General features: G+C 38.4%; 14 protein-coding genes, 9 tRNA genes, 1 rRNA gene and 2 pseudogenes. 24 read left to right on the top strand and 2 right to left on the bottom strand.

From position 1 onward, the window contains the following. The 22 genes and pseudogenes from rrf to ACIGHG_RS24950 all read left to right on the top strand — a co-directional run. Positions 1 to 94 (top strand): 5S ribosomal RNA (rrf, locus tag ACIGHG_RS25060); the annotation flags it as partial. A gap of 9 nt (positions 95 to 103) precedes the next feature. After that, positions 104 to 178, top strand: a tRNA-Asn gene (locus tag ACIGHG_RS25055). A gap of 3 nt (positions 179 to 181) precedes the next feature. Further along, a tRNA-Thr gene (locus tag ACIGHG_RS25050) sits at positions 182 to 254 on the top strand. Positions 255 to 277: 23 nt separating this feature from the next. Continuing rightward, a tRNA-Glu gene (locus ACIGHG_RS25045) sits at positions 278 to 352 on the top strand. 5 nt (positions 353 to 357) lie between these two features. Beyond that, positions 358 to 433: transfer RNA gene (locus ACIGHG_RS25040), tRNA-Val, on the top strand. A 16-nt stretch (positions 434 to 449) separates the two neighbouring features. Further along, positions 450 to 533, top strand: a tRNA-Tyr gene (locus ACIGHG_RS25035). A 63-nt stretch (positions 534 to 596) separates the two neighbouring features. Further along, positions 597 to 671, top strand: a tRNA-Gln gene (locus ACIGHG_RS25030). Between the two features lie 5 nt (positions 672 to 676). Next, a tRNA-Lys gene (locus ACIGHG_RS25025) sits at positions 677 to 752 on the top strand. Between the two features lie 6 nt (positions 753 to 758). Beyond that, a tRNA-Gly gene (locus ACIGHG_RS25020) sits at positions 759 to 833 on the top strand. A 4-nt stretch (positions 834 to 837) separates the two neighbouring features. Further along, positions 838 to 910: transfer RNA gene (locus ACIGHG_RS25015), tRNA-Ala, on the top strand. A 272-nt stretch (positions 911 to 1,182) separates the two neighbouring features. Continuing rightward, positions 1,183 to 2,334, top strand: coding sequence for a glycerate kinase (locus ACIGHG_RS25010; protein WP_336473861.1), 1,152 nt, complete (start codon positions 1,183 to 1,185; stop codon positions 2,332 to 2,334). A 308-nt stretch (positions 2,335 to 2,642) separates the two neighbouring features. Continuing rightward, positions 2,643 to 3,536, top strand: coding sequence for an arginase (rocF, locus tag ACIGHG_RS25005; protein WP_336473862.1), 894 nt, complete (start codon positions 2,643 to 2,645; stop codon positions 3,534 to 3,536). A 418-nt stretch (positions 3,537 to 3,954) separates the two neighbouring features. Then, positions 3,955 to 4,779: a diadenylate cyclase CdaA gene (gene cdaA, locus ACIGHG_RS25000; RefSeq protein ID WP_090917155.1), complete on the top strand. Its 825-nt coding sequence runs from the start codon at positions 3,955 to 3,957 to the stop codon at positions 4,777 to 4,779. Further along, entirely contained in the window at positions 4,772 to 6,085 is a 1,314-nt protein-coding gene (locus ACIGHG_RS24995) for a CdaR family protein (RefSeq protein ID WP_336473863.1), read from the top strand. The genes cdaA and ACIGHG_RS24995 overlap by 8 nt, the downstream gene beginning before the upstream one ends. 2 nt (positions 6,086 to 6,087) lie before the next feature. Further along, positions 6,088 to 7,434, top strand: coding sequence for a phosphoglucosamine mutase (glmM, locus tag ACIGHG_RS24990; RefSeq protein ID WP_336473864.1), 1,347 nt, complete (start codon positions 6,088 to 6,090; stop codon positions 7,432 to 7,434). Between the two features lie 480 nt (positions 7,435 to 7,914). Next, positions 7,915 to 9,717, top strand: a complete 1,803-nt coding sequence (gene glmS / locus ACIGHG_RS24985) for a glutamine--fructose-6-phosphate transaminase (isomerizing) (RefSeq protein WP_336473865.1) — start codon at positions 7,915 to 7,917, stop codon at positions 9,715 to 9,717. A gap of 167 nt (positions 9,718 to 9,884) precedes the next feature. Continuing rightward, positions 9,885 to 10,270, top strand: a pseudogene (locus ACIGHG_RS24980) (TnsA endonuclease N-terminal domain-containing protein); the annotation flags it as partial. A 15-nt stretch (positions 10,271 to 10,285) separates the two neighbouring features. Beyond that, positions 10,286 to 10,516, top strand: coding sequence for a hypothetical protein (locus tag ACIGHG_RS24975; protein ID WP_396551165.1), 231 nt, complete (start codon positions 10,286 to 10,288; stop codon positions 10,514 to 10,516). After that, positions 10,503 to 12,476, top strand: coding sequence for a S9 family peptidase (locus ACIGHG_RS24970; protein WP_396551159.1), 1,974 nt, complete (start codon positions 10,503 to 10,505; stop codon positions 12,474 to 12,476). The genes ACIGHG_RS24975 and ACIGHG_RS24970 overlap by 14 nt, the downstream gene beginning before the upstream one ends. A 541-nt stretch (positions 12,477 to 13,017) precedes the next feature. Further along, entirely contained in the window at positions 13,018 to 13,863 is an 846-nt protein-coding gene (locus ACIGHG_RS24960; protein WP_396551157.1) for a DUF2785 domain-containing protein, read from the top strand. 869 nt (positions 13,864 to 14,732) lie between these two features. Then, the gene (locus tag ACIGHG_RS24955) at positions 14,733 to 16,235 is read left to right on the top strand and encodes a malate:quinone oxidoreductase (protein WP_336473868.1); all 1,503 of its coding nucleotides are present in this window, start codon (positions 14,733 to 14,735) and stop codon (positions 16,233 to 16,235) included. Positions 16,236 to 16,427: 192 nt separating this feature from the next. Further along, entirely contained in the window at positions 16,428 to 17,117 is a 690-nt protein-coding gene (locus ACIGHG_RS24950; RefSeq protein ID WP_396551155.1) for an MBL fold metallo-hydrolase, read from the top strand. 33 nt (positions 17,118 to 17,150) lie between these two features. Here the strand turns inward: ACIGHG_RS24950 and ACIGHG_RS24945 are convergent. After that, positions 17,151 to 17,366, bottom strand: a pseudogene (locus ACIGHG_RS24945) (DUF2314 domain-containing protein); the annotation flags it as partial. Between the two features lie 112 nt (positions 17,367 to 17,478). On the opposite strand from ACIGHG_RS24945, the gene ACIGHG_RS24940 reads away from it, so the two are divergent. Together ACIGHG_RS24940 and ACIGHG_RS24935 are read left to right on the top strand one after the other, a co-directional pair. Further along, a complete protein-coding gene (locus ACIGHG_RS24940; RefSeq protein ID WP_396551163.1) occupies positions 17,479 to 18,675 on the top strand; it encodes an FAD-dependent monooxygenase in 1,197 nt (398 codons plus the stop codon). 284 nt (positions 18,676 to 18,959) lie between these two features. Continuing rightward, positions 18,960 to 19,805: a putative protein N(5)-glutamine methyltransferase gene (locus ACIGHG_RS24935; protein ID WP_396551153.1), complete on the top strand. Its 846-nt coding sequence runs from the start codon at positions 18,960 to 18,962 to the stop codon at positions 19,803 to 19,805. Positions 19,806 to 19,833: 28 nt separating this feature from the next. On the opposite strand, the gene ACIGHG_RS24930 is transcribed toward ACIGHG_RS24935, so the two are convergent. Beyond that, a complete protein-coding gene (locus ACIGHG_RS24930; protein WP_396551151.1) occupies positions 19,834 to 20,334 on the bottom strand; it encodes a mismatch-specific DNA-glycosylase in 501 nt (166 codons plus the stop codon). Between the last annotated feature and the right edge of the window lie 361 nt (positions 20,335 to 20,695).

Here is a 20,695-nt window from a genome sequence, read left to right as displayed (position 1 = left end):
TCACACCCGTTCCCATACCGAACACGGAAGTTAAGCTCTCTAGCGCCGATGGTAGTTGGGACTTTGTCCCTGTGAGAGTAGGACGTTGCCAGGCTGATGTTATTCCGCAGTAGCTCAGTGGTAGAGCTATCGGCTGTTAACCGATCGGTCGTAGGTTCGAGTCCTACCTGCGGAGCCATATGCTTCCATAGCTCAGCTGGTAGAGCACTTCCATGGTAAGGAAGAGGTCACCGGTTCAAGCCCGGTTGGAAGCTTGTGAGAAGTATCAAAACTTTTTGGCCCGTTGGTCAAGTGGTTAAGACACCGCCCTTTCACGGCGGTAACACGGGTTCGAATCCCGTACGGGTCACCACTTTTGGAGGATTAGCTCAGCTGGGAGAGCACCTGCCTTACAAGCAGGGGGTCGGCGGTTCGATCCCGTCATCCTCCACCATATAAATTTCAATGTCGGAGGGGTAGCGAAGTGGCTAAACGCGGCGGACTGTAAATCCGCTCCTTCGGGTTCGGCAGTTCGAATCTGCCCCCCTCCACCATTTAAAAAACAACCTTATAAGGGTTTATTTTTTTGGTGAGAAGAACATACTAGTAAGTATTAATGGGCTATAGCCAAGCGGTAAGGCAACGGACTTTGACTCCGTCATGCGCTGGTTCGAATCCAGCTAGCCCAGCCATTTAAGAGCCATTAGCTCAGTTGGTAGAGCATCTGACTTTTAATCAGAGGGTCGAAGGTTCGAGTCCTTCATGGCTCACCATTTTTTGCGGAAGTAGTTCAGTGGTAGAATACAACCTTGCCAAGGTTGGGGTCGCGGGTTCGAATCCCGTCTTCCGCTCCAACCTGGGGCCTTAGCTCAGCTGGGAGAGCGCCTGCCTTGCACGCAGGAGGTCAGCGGTTCGATCCCGCTAGGCTCCATACAGTTAAAAAAGCTTGAAGTCGAATAATAGACTTCAAGCTTTTTTTTGTTTATATAAATCCATTTTAATTTTTTGACATGTAAGATGCTGCGATGCGTCATAAAACATGACCTACGCTTGCTTTCTCCACTTGTTTTAACCCTTATATGTGGCAGGAAAGGGCCCTGATCACTTCTATGCATGGCCAGATGCTCTCGCCCGCCTAAAAAGAAAGGTATATATTTTTGACGACTCTAACTTTAATATTGAGGATGAAGGGAGTTATTTCATGTGAAGATTATTATTGCGTCCGATTCTTATAAAGAAAGTTTAACGGCATTAGAAGTGTGTGAAGCAGTAGAAAAAGGGTTTCGCTCTATATATCCAGAGGCAGAGTATATAAGAATTCCTATTGCAGATGGCGGGGAAGGGACAGTACAAGCACTTGTTGATGCGGTGCAAGGGAAAATCGTAAAGGTCCCTGTGACAGGCCCATTAGGAAACGTAGTAGAAGGATTTTACGGCCTTTCTGCGGATAAACAGACTGCTTTTATTGAAATGGCAGCGGCTTCTGGTTTACATCATGTTTCACTTGAGAAAAGGAATCCACTTTTAACGACAACAAGAGGGACGGGAGAACTCATTTTACATGCATTAGAACAAGGGGTTCATCGTATTATTTTAGGGCTTGGAGGAAGTGCTACAAACGATGGAGGAGCAGGAATGTTATCTGCGTTAGGTGTACGTTTTTTTGATAGCAGTAATTGTGCTATAGAGCCAAGTGGAGGAAATTTAGATTGTATTACTTATTTTGATATATCACAGTTAGATTCTCGTTTAGCGCATGTTAAAATTGAAGCAGCTTGTGACGTTGCAAATCCTTTAACAGGGGTGACAGGGGCGTCGTTTATATTTGGAAGACAAAAAGGGGCTACAGAGGAGATGGTAGAGCGATTAGACTGTAATTTGAAGCATTATGCTAGGTTAATTAAACAAACCCTTCATGTTGATATTGAATTTGTTCCAGGAGCAGGTGCTGCGGGAGGACTTGGAGCAGCTATTGTTGCTTTTTTACATGGTACGCTCAGAAAAGGGATTGATATTGTACTTGATTACATGAATTTTAATGTTCATCTGCAAGATGCGGATTTAGTGATTACAGGAGAAGGAAGAATTGATGAACAGACAATCTATGGAAAAGCGCCTATAGGAGTAGCAAAACGAGCTAAAGAGTATAATCTTCCTGTTATTGCAATTGCCGGAGCTGTTCATCCGAATCATACCCCTATTTATGAAAAAGGCATTGATGCTGTATTTAGTATTGTTTCAGGAGCAATGACATTAGAAGAAGCATATGAAATGGGAAAAGAAAATATTTATATAACAGCGCGAAATATTGCGGCTGTATGGAAACTAGGATTACAAAAACGTCCCTACTCGTAAGGGGCGCTTTTTTTATCCCGCATTAACGGGCAGTAAGACCCCCACCTCAAGATTCAGAGAGAAGCAAAGAAGATAGGTGGGGGATAACTGCCCGTAAAAGCCCGATTGGGCGGGCTTTCCGTCAGTGGGGATGAAGAAAACCGCCACTGACGGAAGTTTCACTTTATGCATATTTTAGTGAAAAAGTCTTAATGTATTGCTTCTTTGTAATGTATTAAGTGTATATAAATACAAAAAAATGTCGAGTTGAGTCAGATAATATAAAAGATTTAAAATATTTAGTGAAAGCATAAAAGGGGGAATCATCTATGAAGAAAGAAATTTCAATTGTGGGAGTACCGATGGATTTAGGACAAATGCGCCGTGGTGTTGATATGGGTGCGAGCGCGATTCGTTATGCTGGAGTTATTGAAAGAATTGAAAATATAGGATATAACGTAGAAGACTTAGGAGATATATGTATTGAAAGAGAAGTTCAAATAAATGAAAATGAAAAATTACGAAATCTTGAACAAGTTGTAAAAGTATGTCATGAGCTAGCAAGTAAAGTTGATAGCATTATTGAGAAGAAAAGCTTTCCACTTGTATTAGGCGGCGATCATAGCATTGCGATTGGAACGCTTGCTGGTATTGCGAAACATTATAAAAATCTTGGTGTTATTTGGTACGATGCACATGGAGATTTAAATACAGAGGAAACATCTCCATCTGGGAACATTCATGGTATGTCATTAGCTGCAAGTTTAGGACATGGTCATCCGTCACTTGTTAATTTATACGGTGAGTATCCGAAAGTGAAAAAAGAAAATGTAGTTATTATCGGTGCTCGTTCTTTAGATGATGGAGAGAAAGAATTTATTCGTAAAGAGGGTATTAAAGTTTTCACTATGCATGAAATTGATCGCATGGGAATGACAGCGGTTATGGAAGAAACAATCGCATACTTATCACATACAGACGGTGTACATTTATCTTTAGATTTAGATGGCCTTGACCCACATGATGCACCTGGCGTAGGTACACCGGTTGCTGGTGGTTTATCGTATCGTGAAAGTCATTTAGCAATGGAAATGTTAGCTGAATCTGGTATGATTACATCTGCTGAATTTGTAGAAGTAAATCCGATTTTAGATGAAAAAAATAAAACAGCAATTGCAGCTGTAGCGTTAATGGGATCTTTATTTGGTGAAAAGTTGAAATAATTTAAAAAAGCAGCTGAAAAGCTGCTTTTTTTACTTTAAAATAAAAATACAGTGGCATACTATGTTTATCCCACTATTTGCGGGCAGTAATACTCCCACCTCAAAATTCAGCAAAAACATTGTCCAGTTCCAGAGGCGTGGGCGTCCTGCGATTCTGGGCGAGCCGCTTCCGCTTTTCTAAAGAAGCTAGGTGGGAGATAAACTGCTGGCATGCGCCCGATTGGTGAGGGCCAATAATTAGTGGGGGATGAAGAAGATTCCCACTGATTAAAGTTTCACTTTATAATCTCTTCTTAAAGTCTGACATCTAACGATTACATGTCAGGTTTAGAAATGTGGTTTGAAATTGTGGTTCGTATAATGTATGTTATAATTAATTTGTTGTTGTAAATTACATATAGATGGAGGAAGGGTCAGAATGCCTTTTGGAGATATGAATGTTCTTTTGAAATATCTCAGCACTATAGTAGATATCGCCCTTGTATGGTTTGTTATATATAAATTGATTCTTGTAATCCGTGGTACAAAAGCTGTCCAGCTTTTAAAAGGAATTACAGTAATCATTATTGTTCGTATTTTAAGTAATTTCTTTGAATTGCATACGCTGCAATGGCTTATGGATCAAGCGTTAACTTGGGGATTTTTAGCGATTATTATCATTTTTCAACCAGAGTTAAGACGTGCTCTTGAACAGCTTGGACGGGGAAGTTTATTTTCACGTGGAAGCAATCAAGAGGAAGATGAACATGAGTCAGTGGTAAATGCTGTTGTAAAGGCAACAGAGTATATGGGAAAACGTCGTATTGGTGCACTTATTACAATGGCGAGAGAAACTGGTATGGGGGATTATGTCGAAACAGGAATCCCACTAAATGCAAATATTTCATCAGAGCTATTAATTAATATTTTTATACCGAATACACCGCTACATGACGGGGCAGTGATTATGCAAGGAAATATTATTAGAGCAGCAGCTTGTTATTTACCATTATCAGAAAGCCCATTTATTTCTAAAGAATTAGGAACACGTCATCGTGCGGCAATGGGCGTAAGTGAAGTAACAGATAGTTTAACGATTGTTGTTTCAGAAGAAACGGGACAAATTTCTTTAACAAAAAACGGCGAATTACATCGTGATTTGAAAAGTGAACAATTAAAGGAATTGCTTATGAAAGAATTAGGCGGAAACGTAAAACAGTCTTCTTCATCTTTGTGGAATTGGAGGAGAAAACGTCATGGATAAGTTAATGGATAACCATTGGTTTTTAAGAGGAATTGCATTATTATTAGCAATTATGCTCTACATGTCAACAAACATAGATAAAAATGTATCAGATAATTTTAATCCATCGCCTTTTCCAGTAGGGGATACAACAGAAACAATATCTGGAGTCCCGGTATCTGCATATTATGATGAAGATAAGTATATTGTAAGCGGAATTCCTGAAAAAGTAAGTGTCACGCTTGAAGGACAAAATAATGTTGTGGCGGCTGCTAAAGTAAAACGGCAGTTTGAGGTATTTGTTAATTTGCGTGGTTATACGCCAGGGACATATGAAATCCCTTTAAAATATAGCGGTGTTCCAAGTAATTTACATTTAAAAGTTCAGCCAGCAAAAATACAAGTCACCATTAAAAAGAAAGAAGTAAAATCTTTTCCTGTAGAAGTGAAATATTTAAATGAGAATCAAGTGCAGGCAGGAACAGCTATAGATAAACCGATTGTTAAGCCAAGCACAGTAGAAGTAGCCGGTACAACAGAGCAACTTTCACAAATTGCCCTTGTGCGGGCGTATGTTGATTTGAAAGGTGTTAACAAAACAGTAACAAAAGAAGCAAAAATTGTATTGTATGATAAAGACGGGAATCAGTTAGATTTGAAAACAGGTTCTTCTACTGTCAATGTCACTGTACCAGTTTCATCACCTGAAAAAACAGTTTCCCTAGGCGTCACGAAAACGGGAAGCTTACAAGAAGGTATAACCGTAACGAGTATAAAAGTTGAACCGAGTGAAGTGGAGATTTATGGTTCGAAAGACGTACTTGATAATATTACATCTCTTGAGGGCATCGAAGTGGACTTGAGTAAAATTACAGAGTCAACTACCTTCGATGCCTCTGTTTCTTTACCTAAAGGTGTTACAAAAGCGGCACCTAGCCAAGTGAAAGTGACAGTTGAAGTACAAAAGCAACAGCGAAAAACAATAACTGACATTCCTTTACAGGTGAATGGGTTATCAGATTTATTAACAATGAAATTTTCCGATCCACAAAATGGGAAAATCAGTGTTGATGTTTTTGGGGATGCAAGTGTTATAGAGAAGATGAGCGCAGAACAGATTAAAGCATCAATTAATATAGGAAATATGAGTGCAGGAACACATGACGTTCCGATTCAAATTAGTGGTCCCAATAATGTCACACTAGAATTAAAACAAAAAAATGCGAAGGTAGAGCTTGCAAAGAAGCAAGAAACAGGACATGAAGTGCAAGGACAGCCAGAGCAGCCAACAAATAAAGGAAATGAGCAAGAAAAAAGGAGCGAATAGCAATGGGAAAATATTTTGGTACTGACGGCGTACGAGGCGTTGCGAATGAGGAATTAACGCCTGAATTAGCGTTTAAGATCGGTCGATTTGGTGGCTATGTATTAACAAAAAATACAGAGCGTCCAAAAGTTATTATTGGCCGTGATACACGTGTGTCTGGACATATGTTAGAAGGCGCTTTAGTAGCTGGGCTATTATCAATTGGAGCAGAAGTAATGCGCCTTGGTGTTATTTCTACTCCTGGGGTTGCCTATTTAACGAAAGCGTTAGATGCACAAGCTGGTGTAATGATTTCTGCATCTCATAATCCTGTACAAGATAATGGAATTAAGTTTTTTGGTCCAGATGGTTTTAAACTGACAGACGAGCAAGAAGAAGAAATTGAAGCACTATTAGATAAAGAAGTAGATGAACTTCCGCGCCCTGTTGGTACAGCTTTAGGTCAAGTAAATGACTATTTTGAAGGTGGACAAAAATACTTACAATACATTAAACAAACGGTGGATGAAGATTTCTCTGGCTTACATATTGCGTTAGATTGTGCACATGGTGCAACATCTTCTCTAGCACCATATTTGTTTGCTGATTTAGAAGCTGACATTTCTACAATGGGAACATCGCCAAACGGCATGAATATTAACGATGGTGTAGGTTCTACACATCCAGAAGTATTAGCAGCGTTTGTGAAAGAAAAAGGTGCCGATATTGGTCTAGCATTTGACGGAGATGGTGACCGTTTAATTGCTGTTGACGAAAAGGGAAATGTTGTAGATGGCGATCAAATTATATACATTTGCGCGAAATATATGAACGAATCTGGAAAATTAAAACATAACACAGTTGTTTCAACAGTTATGAGTAATTTAGGCTTCTATAAAGCGGTAGAAGCAAATGGCATTACAAGTAATCAAACAGCTGTTGGTGACCGTTACGTAATGGAAGAAATGAAACGTGGTGGCTATAATCTTGGCGGGGAACAATCTGGTCATATTATTTTCTTAGATTACATTACAACTGGAGATGGTATGTTAAGTGCACTTCAACTTGTAAACATTATGAAAATGACGAAAAAATCATTATCTGAGCTTGCAAGTGAAATGAAAAAGTTCCCTCAATTACTTGTGAATGTTCGCGTAACAGATAAAAAACAAGCATTAGAAAATGAAAAAATTAAAGAAATCATTCGTGTTGTAGAAGAAGAGATGAATGGAGATGGTCGTATTCTTGTTCGTCCTTCTGGTACAGAGCCATTAATTCGTGTTATGGCAGAGGCGCCAACACAAGATCTTTGTGATCAATACGTAAGTCGTATTGTAGAAGTTGTAAAAGCGGAAGTTGGAGCTGAATAATAACCGAATGTTATTAAAAAAGGGGCACATTTGGTGCTCCTTTTGCATATACTTGTTATCTACAATGAAAAAATTTCATTGACGGTTTATTCCATTTGTTATAAGATGATTTTGTTCTTTTTCTCAGCAAAATAGGTTGAAGTAAGAAGCGCCAGAACTACCTGCGATGTAGTTGACGAGGAGGAGTTTATCGAGATTTCGGCGGATGGCTCCCGGTTGTTCATCACAACCGAAAGCTTTTACTTAAAGCACTGAGGTAACTCAATGGACAAAGGTGAAAGTGTGATGAGAGAAAAAGAACGGATTACACTAGCAGTATGAAGTATACAGGCTGAAACTAAAATGAGAGGAAGGTGAAAGCCGTTACAAGCTTACAAAGCTAGCGATATATAAATCCGTTTTTGGTATACAAAAATAAGATCAGGCTATGTCGTTATATGTTTATGAAAGAGCATAAGCATATTGTAACGGCGACTAATTATGTGTGGAATCGTAGGATTTATTGGGGAACAAGATGCAAAGGAAATTTTATTAAAAGGGTTAGAGAAGTTAGAATACCGCGGATATGATTCAGCTGGTATTGCAGTGCAAGCAGCGAACGGTGTTGTTGTATTTAAAGAAAAAGGCCGCATTGCAAAACTTCGCGAAATCGTGGATGAAAATGTAGCAGCTAACGTGGGAATCGGTCATACACGTTGGGCAACTCATGGCGTTCCAAGTCAGGTGAACGCACATCCGCATCAAAGTACTTCAGAGCGCTTTACCCTTGTGCATAACGGTGTAATTGAAAACTATGAGTTATTAAAGAATGAATATCTTCAAGATGTAAACTTTGTAAGTGAAACAGATACAGAAGTAATCGTTCAGCTTGTAGAAAAACAAGTGAAAACAGGTTTGACGGTAGAAGAAGCATTCCGTAAAACATTAACACTATTACACGGTTCATATGCATTAGCATTACTTGATGCAGAAAACCCAGACATGATTTATGTTGCTAAAAACAAAAGCCCACTATTAGTGGGTACTGGAGATAACTTTAATGTTGTTGCAAGTGATGCGATGGCAATGCTACAAGTTACAGATCAATTTATCGAACTAATGGATAAAGAAATGGTTCTTGTAACAAAAGAAAAGATTACAATTCAAAATTTACAAGGTGAAACGATTGATCGTGCACCATATACAGCAGAATTAGATGCAAGTGACATTGAAAAAGGAACATATCCTCATTTCATGCTAAAAGAAATCGATGAGCAACCACTTGTAATTCGTAATATTATTCAAAAGTATCAAAATGAAGCTGGTGAGATCGAACTTGATGCAGAAATTCGCAATGCAATTTTAGAAAGCGATCGTGTGTATATCATCGCGTGCGGAACAAGTTATCATGCAGGTCTTGTTGGAAAACAATTCATGGAACGTTTTGCAAAGGTACCAGTAGAAGTACATGTAGCAAGTGAATTCTCTTACAACATGCCATTATTAACAGAAAAACCATTCTTCATTTACATTTCACAAAGTGGTGAAACTGCAGATAGCCGCGCAGTACTTGTGCAAACAAATGAAATGGGACATAAAGCATTAACAATTACAAACGTACCAGGCTCTACACTATCTCGTGAAGCGAATTACACATTGCCATTACATGCTGGCCCTGAAATTGCTGTAGCTTCTACGAAAGCATATACAGCACAGCTTGCAGTACTTGCAATCTTAGCAGCTGACATTGCAAAAGCAAAAGGTTTAACAATTGGTTTTGATTTAATCAAAGAACTAGGTCTTGTTGCAAACGCAATGGAAGTACTTTGCGATCAAAAAGATGAAATGGATGCAATTGCAAAAGAATACTTAGCAACAACACGTAACTGTTTCTTCATTGGCCGCAGCGTTGACTTCTACGTAGGTTTAGAAGGTGCATTAAAGCTAAAAGAAATCTCTTACATCCAAGCAGAGGGCTTTGCTGGAGGAGAGTTAAAACACGGTACAATCGCGTTAATTGAAAAAGGTACACCAGTTATCGCACTTGCGACGCAAGAGCACGTAAACCTTGGAATTCGCGGTAACGTAAAAGAAGTAGCAGCACGCGGAGCAAACCCTTGCATTATCGCAATGAAAGGCTTAGAAATGGAAGGCGACCGCTTCATCGTACCAGCTGTACACGAGGCACTAGCGCCGCTTGCAGTAGTAGTTCCATTACAGTTAATCTCATACTATGCAGCACTTCACCGCGAGTGTGACGTTGATAAACCACGTAACTTGGCTAAGTCGGTGACTGTTGAGTAAGAGTTTATAGATTTGGAACAAGCTGTGTAGATTTAAAATAAAGTCGCGATGTTTATAAAAAAGTTGCGAAGCTTTACCCCTTTGGATATGATTGTCTGAAGGGGTGTTTTTGTGCCGAAAAGAAAAGAACATCTAAAATCGATAAGTGGATTAAAGAGGGTAGAGGAATGGGTAGTGGGGCAGATTATCAGCCTTGGCTTAAAATTTAAGATGTTTCCTCATTAGGGAGGGCGGTCAACAAGATTAAAAGGTATAAAGAACGCCAGACAACATGAGTTTTTATCGGATTTGGAACGGAACTACTTTTATTTAACTGAATTTTTAGATTTTATTTTAGGTATTCGTGAACAATTTCCTTTATTACCAAGAAGAGACGATTGTCATTGCTGAAGAGCTTGGGATTAAACACCCAGCTGATCCAATTGTTATGACAACGGACTTTTTATTAACAGTTGATAAAGGACAAGGTGTATTTGAAGTCGCTCATACTATCAAAATGAAAGATAAACTGTTAGAAGAACGTGTGTTAGAGAAGTTTGAAATTGAACGGGAAAATCGCTCTTTGTCGATGTTAATATTATCATTGTTTGAAATTCGTGAATGGAAAACTATTTATGATCGACTGCTTATAAATCTTGTGAATGATAGTGGAACTTGGACAAGTAAGTCATTGAAAAGCATTGAAGGTCAAGGTATTACAGTGGTGAAAGCTAAACACAGTTCTAAAGGGGTTCAGCATAGGGCAGAGGTTTTATTGAACCTAGACATTACGAGGGGGGTTATTAGTGAAAATGAATGAAAAAACATATCTAAGTATAGAAGAGATTATTTCATTACCAACCTTATCAGGTACAAACATAAGTGATGATGGCAAAAACGTAGCATTTGTCAAGAAGACGGCTAACTGGAAAGACAATAAATATAGGAATCATGTATGGATATATGAAAAAGATAAGGGGCAGAGTTACCCATTAACAACTAGGGATATAGATAGTACATACCCATTATGGTCTCCAGATTCTAGGAATATCGCATATCTTAGCCCGGTTGGTGACGGGGATAATAAGAAAAATCAGATCTTTGTTAATTCAATAGATGGTTATAGTGGGGTTCAAATTACTGATGAAAAAGAAGGGGTCAGTAAATTTAAATGGGAGCCTACTGGAAAGGGTTTTTATTATGTTGCACAGTCAAAAGAATCTGAGGTGATAAAGAAACGTAAGGAACTATATGGAAATTTCCATCATATAGGTAAGGAATACCAGAATAATTGTTTATATTACATTGAAATAGAAAAAGTAATACAAAATGATAAATATGAACACGAAAATAGCGTTGTTTATCAACTAACTGATGGGAAGGATTTTCATATCCATGAATTTGATATTTCAAATGATGGGAAAAAGCTTGTATTTATGGCTACACCAAGCCCAAATATGAGAGATTATATTAATGGAGATCTATACATACTAGATATTAAAGCTGGAGAGCTACAAAAGATGAATATAGATAAGTTGTTGGGAGGGAGCGTTTGCTTTTCTCCTGAAGGCAGCAAAATATGTTACTCAGCAAGTATAAGGGAGAAGGATTACTATAAGACCCATATACAAGATAGTACATTAGAGATATATGATATTAATAATGGAGAGCTAATTCAACCTTTAACAGATTTTGATAGTACGGTTATTCCATTACGGTGGACAGCTAAAGGAATTTTAATTAGATGGCAGAATAAAACTAATTATCTTATTGGGTTGCTATCTGAGGATGGCACTGTGGAAATATTAAGTGAAAAAGTAGATAGCTTTATAATGGATGCTTCTATAACAAGGGATGGAAATCATATATCCTATAATAAGGCTATAACAAATGGAACCTTTGAAATCTATTTAGACGATAAAAAAATAACGAATGAAAATAGCTTTTTCAAAGGAAAGCTTAAAAGTAACAGAGAAATAATCTCATGGCAAAGTAGTGATGGTCTTGAAATAGAGGGTGTTTTATCAACCCCAGTAGAGTTTGATGCAAATAAAAAATATCCCTTATTAGTGGTAATCCATGGTGGTCCGGCTTGGGCATCCTTTCCAATATTTTCAGACTGTTTTAATGAGAAGTATCCTATTGAACAGTTTATCGAAAAAGGCTTTATAGTTTTAGAACCAAACTACAGGGGAAGTTCTGGTTATGGTAATGAATTCTTAAAAGCAAACTATAGAAAACTGGGAATTGCTGACTACGATGATGTTATATCTGGAGTGGATAAACTAGTTGACAAAGGGATAGCAGATAAAGATAGAGTAGGGGTTATGGGATGGAGCAACGGGGGATATATATCAGCTTTCTGTTCTACGTTTAGTAGTAGATTTAAAGCTATTTCAGTTGGAGGTGGAATTACTAATTGGAGTACCCATTATGTAAATACAGATATACCTTACTTTATTAGGATGTATTTAGGAAATAATCCATGGAATGATCCAGAGATATATACTAAAACATCACCAATGACATATATTAAATCAGCCTGTACTCCCACTTTAATCCAACATGGCGAAAAGGATGCAAGAATTCCAACTCCAAATGCATATGACCTATATCAAGGATTAAAGGATATGGAAGTTGATACAGAATTAATTATATTTAAAGGAATGGCATATAGTTCTGACCAGCCAGGAATTAATGTAGCTATTATGAAGCAGAATTTGATGTGGTTTTCACACTATATTCTTGGAGAAAGTATGAAAGATTTTAGGGTTTTATAATGGATATCCTCACAGGATACATAAGGAAGCTTTTTTTTTCTTATTTAGCCTGTGATTGTAGCTCTATGATTTCCATGTGAATTTCCACTGTATAATACTCTAGCAACTAGATTGACTTACAATTGTATAGCAACGTTATGGCATTAAGCTCCCTGTACCAGAATAAAAACAAACAGACAGCATGAATTTCTGTCGGATTTAGAACGCAATTATTTTTATTTAACTGAGTATTCGAATTATATTATTGCTGGCCGCAGAACAGATTTCGAAAAAATAGAGAAACTACATATGCAGTAAGGCTTGAAATGAAAAGAGATAAAGCAATTGAACTATTACACTATGATAATTTATATGATTTCACTTTGGATATTATCAGAAATAATTCTTATTGATGACTTAAAGCAGAGTCAAAGGTTAATTACAGCTCATGAATCGGGAGTAAAAATAAGGTTGCAAAAATTTTAAAATATAACAACGTAGATTTAAGAGTATTTGAAAAAACAATCGACCGAATAGAACGAATGATGAGAGGGATGGGAAAATGAGCGATACAAGGACCAAATTGATGATGGATTTGCAAAGAATTGAGAAGGATGAGTATCAGTTACGCGAAGGTGAGCAGCATCAAGATTTCCTACCTTTGTTACTTCAATATATTGGCGATCCTCAGCCAGAATTACGGGATAACCTGATTTATCCGATGTTTTATATGTGGATTAAGGAAGAGAATAGATTCAGTGAAGAGGAGTTGCGTAGCCTCTTAACTGTTCTGACTGATGAGAACCATTTGTTCTATAATATTGGCAGCGAGGATGATCAGTCAGTTTTTACAAGGACGTTCTCTGCCTTGCCTATCGTTTTGGTTGTGCAACGCCATAGACAGAATCCATTTCTCAATCAAGCGGAAATTGAGCAATTAATGCATGCAATGCTCCGTTATTATAAAGAGGAGAAGGATCTGCGAGGTTACCTTTCAGTAGGAGGCTGGGCTCACAGCGCGTCTCACGGTGCGGATGTTTTTGTCGAGCTGGTGCAGTGCGAGGAGAGCAGCGTTGTAATGCTGCGTGAGGTTCTTGTCGCTATTTCTGGCATGCTTCATAATGGTAGACACATTTTTAGCGATGAGGATGATGAGCGGTTGGTCAACATCGTGGATACGATGATTGACAAAGAGTTACTTTCACATCAAGAAATCGCTGATTGGATTAGCGGCTTAGCGGAATGCTGCAATTTGCCGAGAAGTCGCAGTCAGGTGATTGCTCGCGTGAACAGCAAGAATTTTTTACGCAGTCTCTATTTCAGAAGGGGACAAGATAGCCGAGGGAATGAGCTTAACACTGTCATGCTTGGTACTGAGGCAAAATTGAACAGGTTTTCTATCAGTTAAAGGATTAGAGGGATTGCCCCTTTTTATGTCAAGAAAAACAAATGGAGGACATATTATAGAAATGATCAAACTTTTTTTATAAAAGAATGATTCAATAAAATATATTAAGAGCGTGTTTTGATTAATCTTTTTTCAAAACACGCTCTTTCTTTTTGCTTGTTTATCAAGGCTATTAGTATTAATTTGATCAATCTTTATTCTAAAGCTACATGTGGATTTGAAATAAATTCACAATGTCTCCCCCCTTTAGATATGATTATCTAAAGGGGTATTTTTTATGGTAAAAAGGAAAAGAATATCTGAAATAAAAAAGTACTATTGTAGATTTAAAACAAAGTTTAACCGTTTGTAATAAAATTACCTCGTTTATAAAAAGGTTAATCAAAATATTGGTTTGTACAATGAAGTTGTTTAAAAATATCAAATATGTTGTTTCATTAAAGGGCCAGATTGTGGAAGAGTGAGCTTATAGATGATATGGATATTTTTTGAGGAATACACATTTAAACTAACTAAAGTTTTTTTAAAAACGTTTTACTCTCTATTAAGTGCGGAGAAATATACCACAAGTAACGGCAAACCAAAGCCTTAACCCTTGCAAGAAGCTGAGTTAAGGCTTTAGTTTTTGTGTATTCCTAGGGCCTAGTGGAAGGACTTATTACTTTTTTATTAGCTTTAAATAGTTTATAATTATCAGATAATACTAGATATTTTACTCTATAAATAATTATAATAGAATATGATATGGTTATAGTTGAGACAGAAAAGGTGTGTTCCTAGGGGGGGTCTAGGTGGCGCCTTGCTTTTTGTGACATCTAAGCAGGAGTGCCTACTCTTTTTTGTAAATATGGGGGATGAGGAAGGTTATCATGAGCAAAATGCAGAAAAAAACAGACGTTATCTTAATTGGTGCCGGGGTCATGAGCGCGACTTTGGGATCATTACTGAAAGAGTTAGCACCTGAATGGGAAATCAAAGTCTTTGAAAAACTCGCAAATGCAGGAGAAGAAAGCTCTAACGAATGGAATAATGCAGGTACGGGCCATGCTGCACTATGCGAGCTTAACTATACATCCGAAAAATCTGATGGATCTATAGATATTAGCAAAGCTATAAAAATTAATGAACAGTTTCAGCTTTCAAGACAGTTTTGGTCTTATCTTGTAAACAGCAATCTGATTCGTAATCCACAGGACTTTATCATGCCAATACCTCATATGAGTTTAGTACAAGGGGAAAAAAATGTATCGTTTTTGAAAAAACGTTTTGAAGCGCTTTCAAACAATCCGCTGTTTCAAGGGATGGAATTTTCTGATGACCCTGAAAGGCTGAAGGAATGGATTCCGCTGATCATGGAAGGTCGTACATCGAATGAACCGATGGCGGCAACAAAAATCGACTCTGGAACGGATGTCAACTTTGGTGCTTTAACACGTATGTTGTTTGACCACTTACAGAGTAAGAACGTCGAGGTAAACTACAAGCATAGTGTTAAGGATATTAAACGTACTAGCGGTGGCTCGTGGGAAGTGAAAGTGCATGATATCGATAGCGGTAAAATCGAATACCATACTGCAAAATTTGTCTTTATCGGTGGTGGGGGCGGAAGTCTGCCTTTACTACAAAAAACCGGTATTCCTGAGTCAAAACATATTGGAGGATTCCCGGTAAGCGGACTATTTATGGTATGTAACAATCCGGAAGTTGCAGCGCAGCATCATGCAAAAGTATACGGTAAAGCTAAGGTTGGCGCTCCTCCAATGTCTGTTCCGCATCTTGATACAAGATATATCGATAACAAAAAAACATTGCTGTTTGGACCGTTTGCCGGCTTCTCACCAAAGTTCTTAAAAACTGGTTCAAATTTTGATTTGATAGGTTCCGTAAAACCGAATAATGTTTTCACTATGTTGGCTGCAGGCGTAAAAGAGATGGCATTGACAAAATATTTAATCCAGCAAGTTATGTTATCGAATGAAAAGCGCATGGAAGAATTACGCGAGTTTATTCCGAATGCCAAAAGCAAGGATTGGGATATAGTGGTAGCCGGCCAACGTGTGCAAGTTATCAAAGATACTGATGCTGGTGGTAAAGGAACACTTCAATTTGGTACAGAAGTTGTTAGTGCTGCTGATGGCTCGGTAGCTGCATTGCTCGGCGCTTCTCCAGGTGCTTCTACTGCCGTTCACGTTATGCTTGAGGTATTAGAAAAATGTTTCCCACAACATATGAAAGAGTGGGAAACGAAAATAAAAGAAATGATTCCTTCTTATGGTGTGTCACTAGTGGAAAACCCTGAGATTTTCCAAGAAGTTCATCATTCAACAGCGCAGACGCTGGGTCTACACGAGAAAGAAACGGTCTATTGTTAATTCTTTGGATGTAGAAACAAAGGTATTTAATGAAAAACTTTAAGTAACAAAAGTTGTTTGAAAATAAAATAGTTATTTAAAAATTGAGGCGATATGAAAGATTTCATATCGTCTTTTTCCATATTATATAATAAACGCATAGAATATTCAGTTATTTGATGTTTTACAAACGAGCAGTATGGAGGAAGAAAAATGAAGATAATAGAGCTACCAATTGAATGTGAATGTAATGGACAAAAAAATTACATTTATCCTAGCTTAATTATATTGAATAATGAACTAACCTTGGTCGATACAGGGTATGCAAATTTTTTAACTTTAATTGAAAATGAAATTTTAAAAAATGGATATGAAATGAAGGATTTAAAGAATATAATCATTACTCATTATGATGATGATCATATAGGTTCCTTATATGATTTCAAAGAAAAGTATCCTTGGATTAACATTATAGCTAGTGAAATTGAATCCAAATACATTAGTGGTGAAATGAAGTCAGAGAGATTGGTTCAAGCCGAAGAAATGCTAGAAAGTATGCCAAATGAAGAAATCGAATTTGGTAAATGGTTTATACAGCAATTAAAGAATTTGAAGCATGTTTCAATTGATGAAAAGGTACATGATGGTGATATGATTTTAGATAACAAATGTAGAATAGTAGCAACACCAGGGCATACCTCAGGTCATATTTCATTATATTTTCCAAGTTTAAAAAGTGTAATTACAGGTGATGCAGCTGTTAATGAGGGGCATGAATTGGTCATTGCTAATCCACACTTTTGTTTAAGTGTTGAGAAAGCAGAATGGTCTTTGAGAAAGATTAGAAACCTTAAAGTTGAAACTTACTATTGTTATCATGGCGGGAAATTTTCTAATTATTGAAGTCTCCAAAGCACCAGTGCTTTGGAGAGCCGTTTATTCAAAAAATAGATATAAGTTGCTTGGTTTTATGACTTCATCTCCTGCATAAATGATCCAGTCCGTTAAGTGCTCGAAATCTAGATTGTATGAAGTTCCTTCAGTCATATATTTGATAAAATATGGATGGTTAATGAGTACTCCGTGGATGTTATCTTCTGTAATGTTCTTCATTTCAAACCACATGTGTTCACTTTTGTCTTCTTCGTAATTTGTTGAATAATTAGAGTCTTATATTTTACTGCAGTACATAAATAAAATAGGCCGTGAATATACTGTGGATATGTTGTATGACTTTAATAAGGATAGGAGTGAATAAGCAATTATAAAACAAAAGATACGCGTTCTTATTTCCGGTGCGAGCATTGCTGGGCCGGCACTAGCATATTGGCTTCACCGCTACGGTTTCGACGTGACTGTAATAGAACGGGCGCCCGCATTGCGCCCAGGTGGATATGGTGTTGATATCCGTGGTGTAGCCATTACGGTGCTTAAACGGATGGGGATTCTCGATCAAGTTCGTGCAGCTGACACGCACATGACTGGTGTTTACTTCGTGAACAGCAAAGGTAAAATCGAAGGTCAAATAAGCGAAGCGAGTATGGGGAACCAGCAGGGGCTGGATATCGAAATCATGCGCGAGGACCTTAGTCATATTTTGTACGACTTGACCAAGGATACGATCGAATATATTTGGGACGATTCGATTACCGCTATACATGAGACCGAAGCCGGTGCAGAAGTCCAATTTATTCGTGGCAAGCCGCAGACATTCGATTTGATCATCGGGGCGGACGGGCTCCATTCCAATGTGCGCAACTTAATTTTTGGTGACAAAGAACAATTTAAGCGTACTCTTGGCTGTTATATCTCGATTTTTACCCTCGAGAATTATCTTAACCTTGATCACCGCCAGCTACTTTATACGATGCCAGGCAAAACTGTAGGTATGTATAGTGCCCGTGATAATACTGAAGCAAAGGGTATGTTCTTGTTCAAATCAGAGGAACTGAAGTACGACCGCTATGATGTGGAAGCCCAAAAGAAACTTGTAGACAATGCTTTCCAAGGTCATACGGGTTGGGAAACTCCGCATCTACTCAAAACTATGAAAGAGGCAACAGACTTTTACTTTGATGAGATTTGCCAGATTGATATGCCAACATGGTCAAAAGGTCGGATTACATTGGTAGGTGATGCGGCGTATGGCCCATCACCACTTTCGGGTCAAGGCTCTAGTCTGGCACTTGTTGGAGCTTATGTACTAGCTGGTGAACTCAAAGCTGCGCATGGCAATTACGAACGTGCCTTTGTTGCCTACGAAAAAGAGATGAGAAAGTTTGTTGAGGAAAACCAAAAAATAGGGTTGATAGCTGCTGGAAGTATGATCGAAACATCAAAATCCAAAATCTTGCTGCGCAATTTCATGTTGCGTGTACCTATCCTTATGGATGGAATGTTTAAGATGGTTACGAAAATGATGACGAAAGCTTCCAATGCGATTGAACTGAAAGATTATTGATATGGATATTTACTGCTGAGTGATAATAAAGTATTTCTAATACTGTCCGTTTTTAATCAAACTTTATTTCGAAGCTACACAATCATGTTAATCGGCAATAAAGCCATTTAAAAACACACCAAGAGAGATATCATGATGACATCTCTTTTAGTGTGTTTTTTGTAATGTGTAATAAGAAAAAATTTCAACTCTAAGTGCCCGATGAAAATAAAGTTGTAGACTGAACTGTAATTTGATTGATTAAGCTAACGGACAGATTATGAAGATGGGAATGAGGGGAACTTATGGATTCAAGGAAAGCATCTTTGAGCTTCGAGAAAGCCAATTGTGGTGGTTTTCATGGAGGCGCCATTTATACAATTATCGTCAACAGGCTTCGGGCTGCTGGTTGTGTTTTCGCTGAAGATGAAGCTCAGTTGCTCATTTCTGCGGCCAGGACGCCGAAGGATCTCACCGCTATGGTGGACCGACGAGTAGCTGGTTTGCCCCTCGAACACGTTATCGGCTGGACGAAGTTCTGTGGTTTGCGGATAGCGGTGGACCCGGGAATCTTCGTACCCCGTAACCGCACTGAGTTTCTCGTCCGCCAGGCTGCCGCTCTTACCCGGCCAGGATCTGTCGTAGTTGACCTATGCTGTGGTTCGGGGGCGTTGGGTGCTGTACTAGCCGCAATGCAGGAACGGATTGAATTATACGCATCTGACATTGATCCTGCTGCGGTGCGGTGTGCTTTGCGCAACGTCACTGCAGCTGGTGGTTATGTGTATGAAGGTGACCTCTATGAACCGTTGCCCGTCATACTGCAGGGCCACATCGATGTCCTGGTTGCGAACGCACCTTATGTACCCACCGAGGCAATCGGGTTGCTCCCCCCGGAGGCGCGTATACACGAAGCGCGTGTGGCGCTCGACGGGGGAACGGACGGGCTTGATATACAGCGGCGGGTGGCAGCTGAGGCGCCACTTTGGTTGGCACCTGGCGGTCATTTGCTCGTCGAGACGAGTGAGCAGCAGGCGCCGCATACCGTCGAGATATTCACTCACAATGGGTTGATACCGCAAGTGGCTCATTCGGAAGAGTTGGATGCTACCGTGGTCATTGGAACGAAGATGCAAAATAAAAGTACATAGTCATCCAATGAAAACGTGGAGGGGAGGATTATACAAATTTAGCAAGTTGCTTATAAATCTTTACAATTTCTTCAAGCCTCATTCTTACTAACCCGCTTGAGGATGGAGCAACAAAATCAATTGTTCCAGGTGTAACGGGCCCAGGCTGCTGTCCCCACGGAGCTACTTTTTGTCCGCTATATTCTAGATAAACACCTTTCCCAACAAAACAAACTACTTTTGGTTTTAACCGTATAATTTTTTGTTTTAAAATTTCTTTTCCTTCTTTGTACTCTTCCTTTGTAATTTCATCCGCTGCCTTAGTTGGTCTTGCTACTATGTTTGTAAGCCCCATATCCAGATCCAACAGTTTATAATCTTCCGAAGCCTCATATTTTTTGGGGGTTAATCCTGCTTCATAGAGAATTTTCCAAAAGCGATTATTGGGATTGGCGAAGTGATGTCCTGTCTCACTTGAGCGAATGCTTGGATTAAAGCCGACAAATAAAATGTTTAAATCTTCTTTAACATAATCATTAACGGGGTTCAAGATTAAACCTCCTCTTTTATGAAATTTAAACGTATAAAGTTTTTTTTAGTTTACCACAATTTCTGGAATACACTTCCTATTAAAAGATGTAAGAGGGAAGTTTAAGTGAATATAATACGGAAAAACTCATAATGTTCCGGTTGCTATCTGAAAGGCGTTTTCGCACGAGTGAGAGTGGATTCTACATCTACTTCTCCTCGTGTTTTTTTATTTCTTATGAGGAACAATTGTATCTTCTACTTCTTAATTAAGAAATAGTTAAGAAGTAGTTAAGTCCCATTTAAACCTTTTTTCCCATAATAAAATTATAAGCGTACAAGAAGGTTGGTATTTTTAGATGAGTACAATAATCAAAACTATG

Origin of the sequence: Bacillus sp. NPDC077411 (assembly GCF_044543425.1) — a bacterium.
Taxonomy (GTDB): Bacteria; Bacillota; Bacilli; order Bacillales; family Bacillaceae_G; genus Bacillus_A; species Bacillus_A bruguierae.
This window is presented reverse-complemented; position numbering and strand designations above follow the sequence as displayed.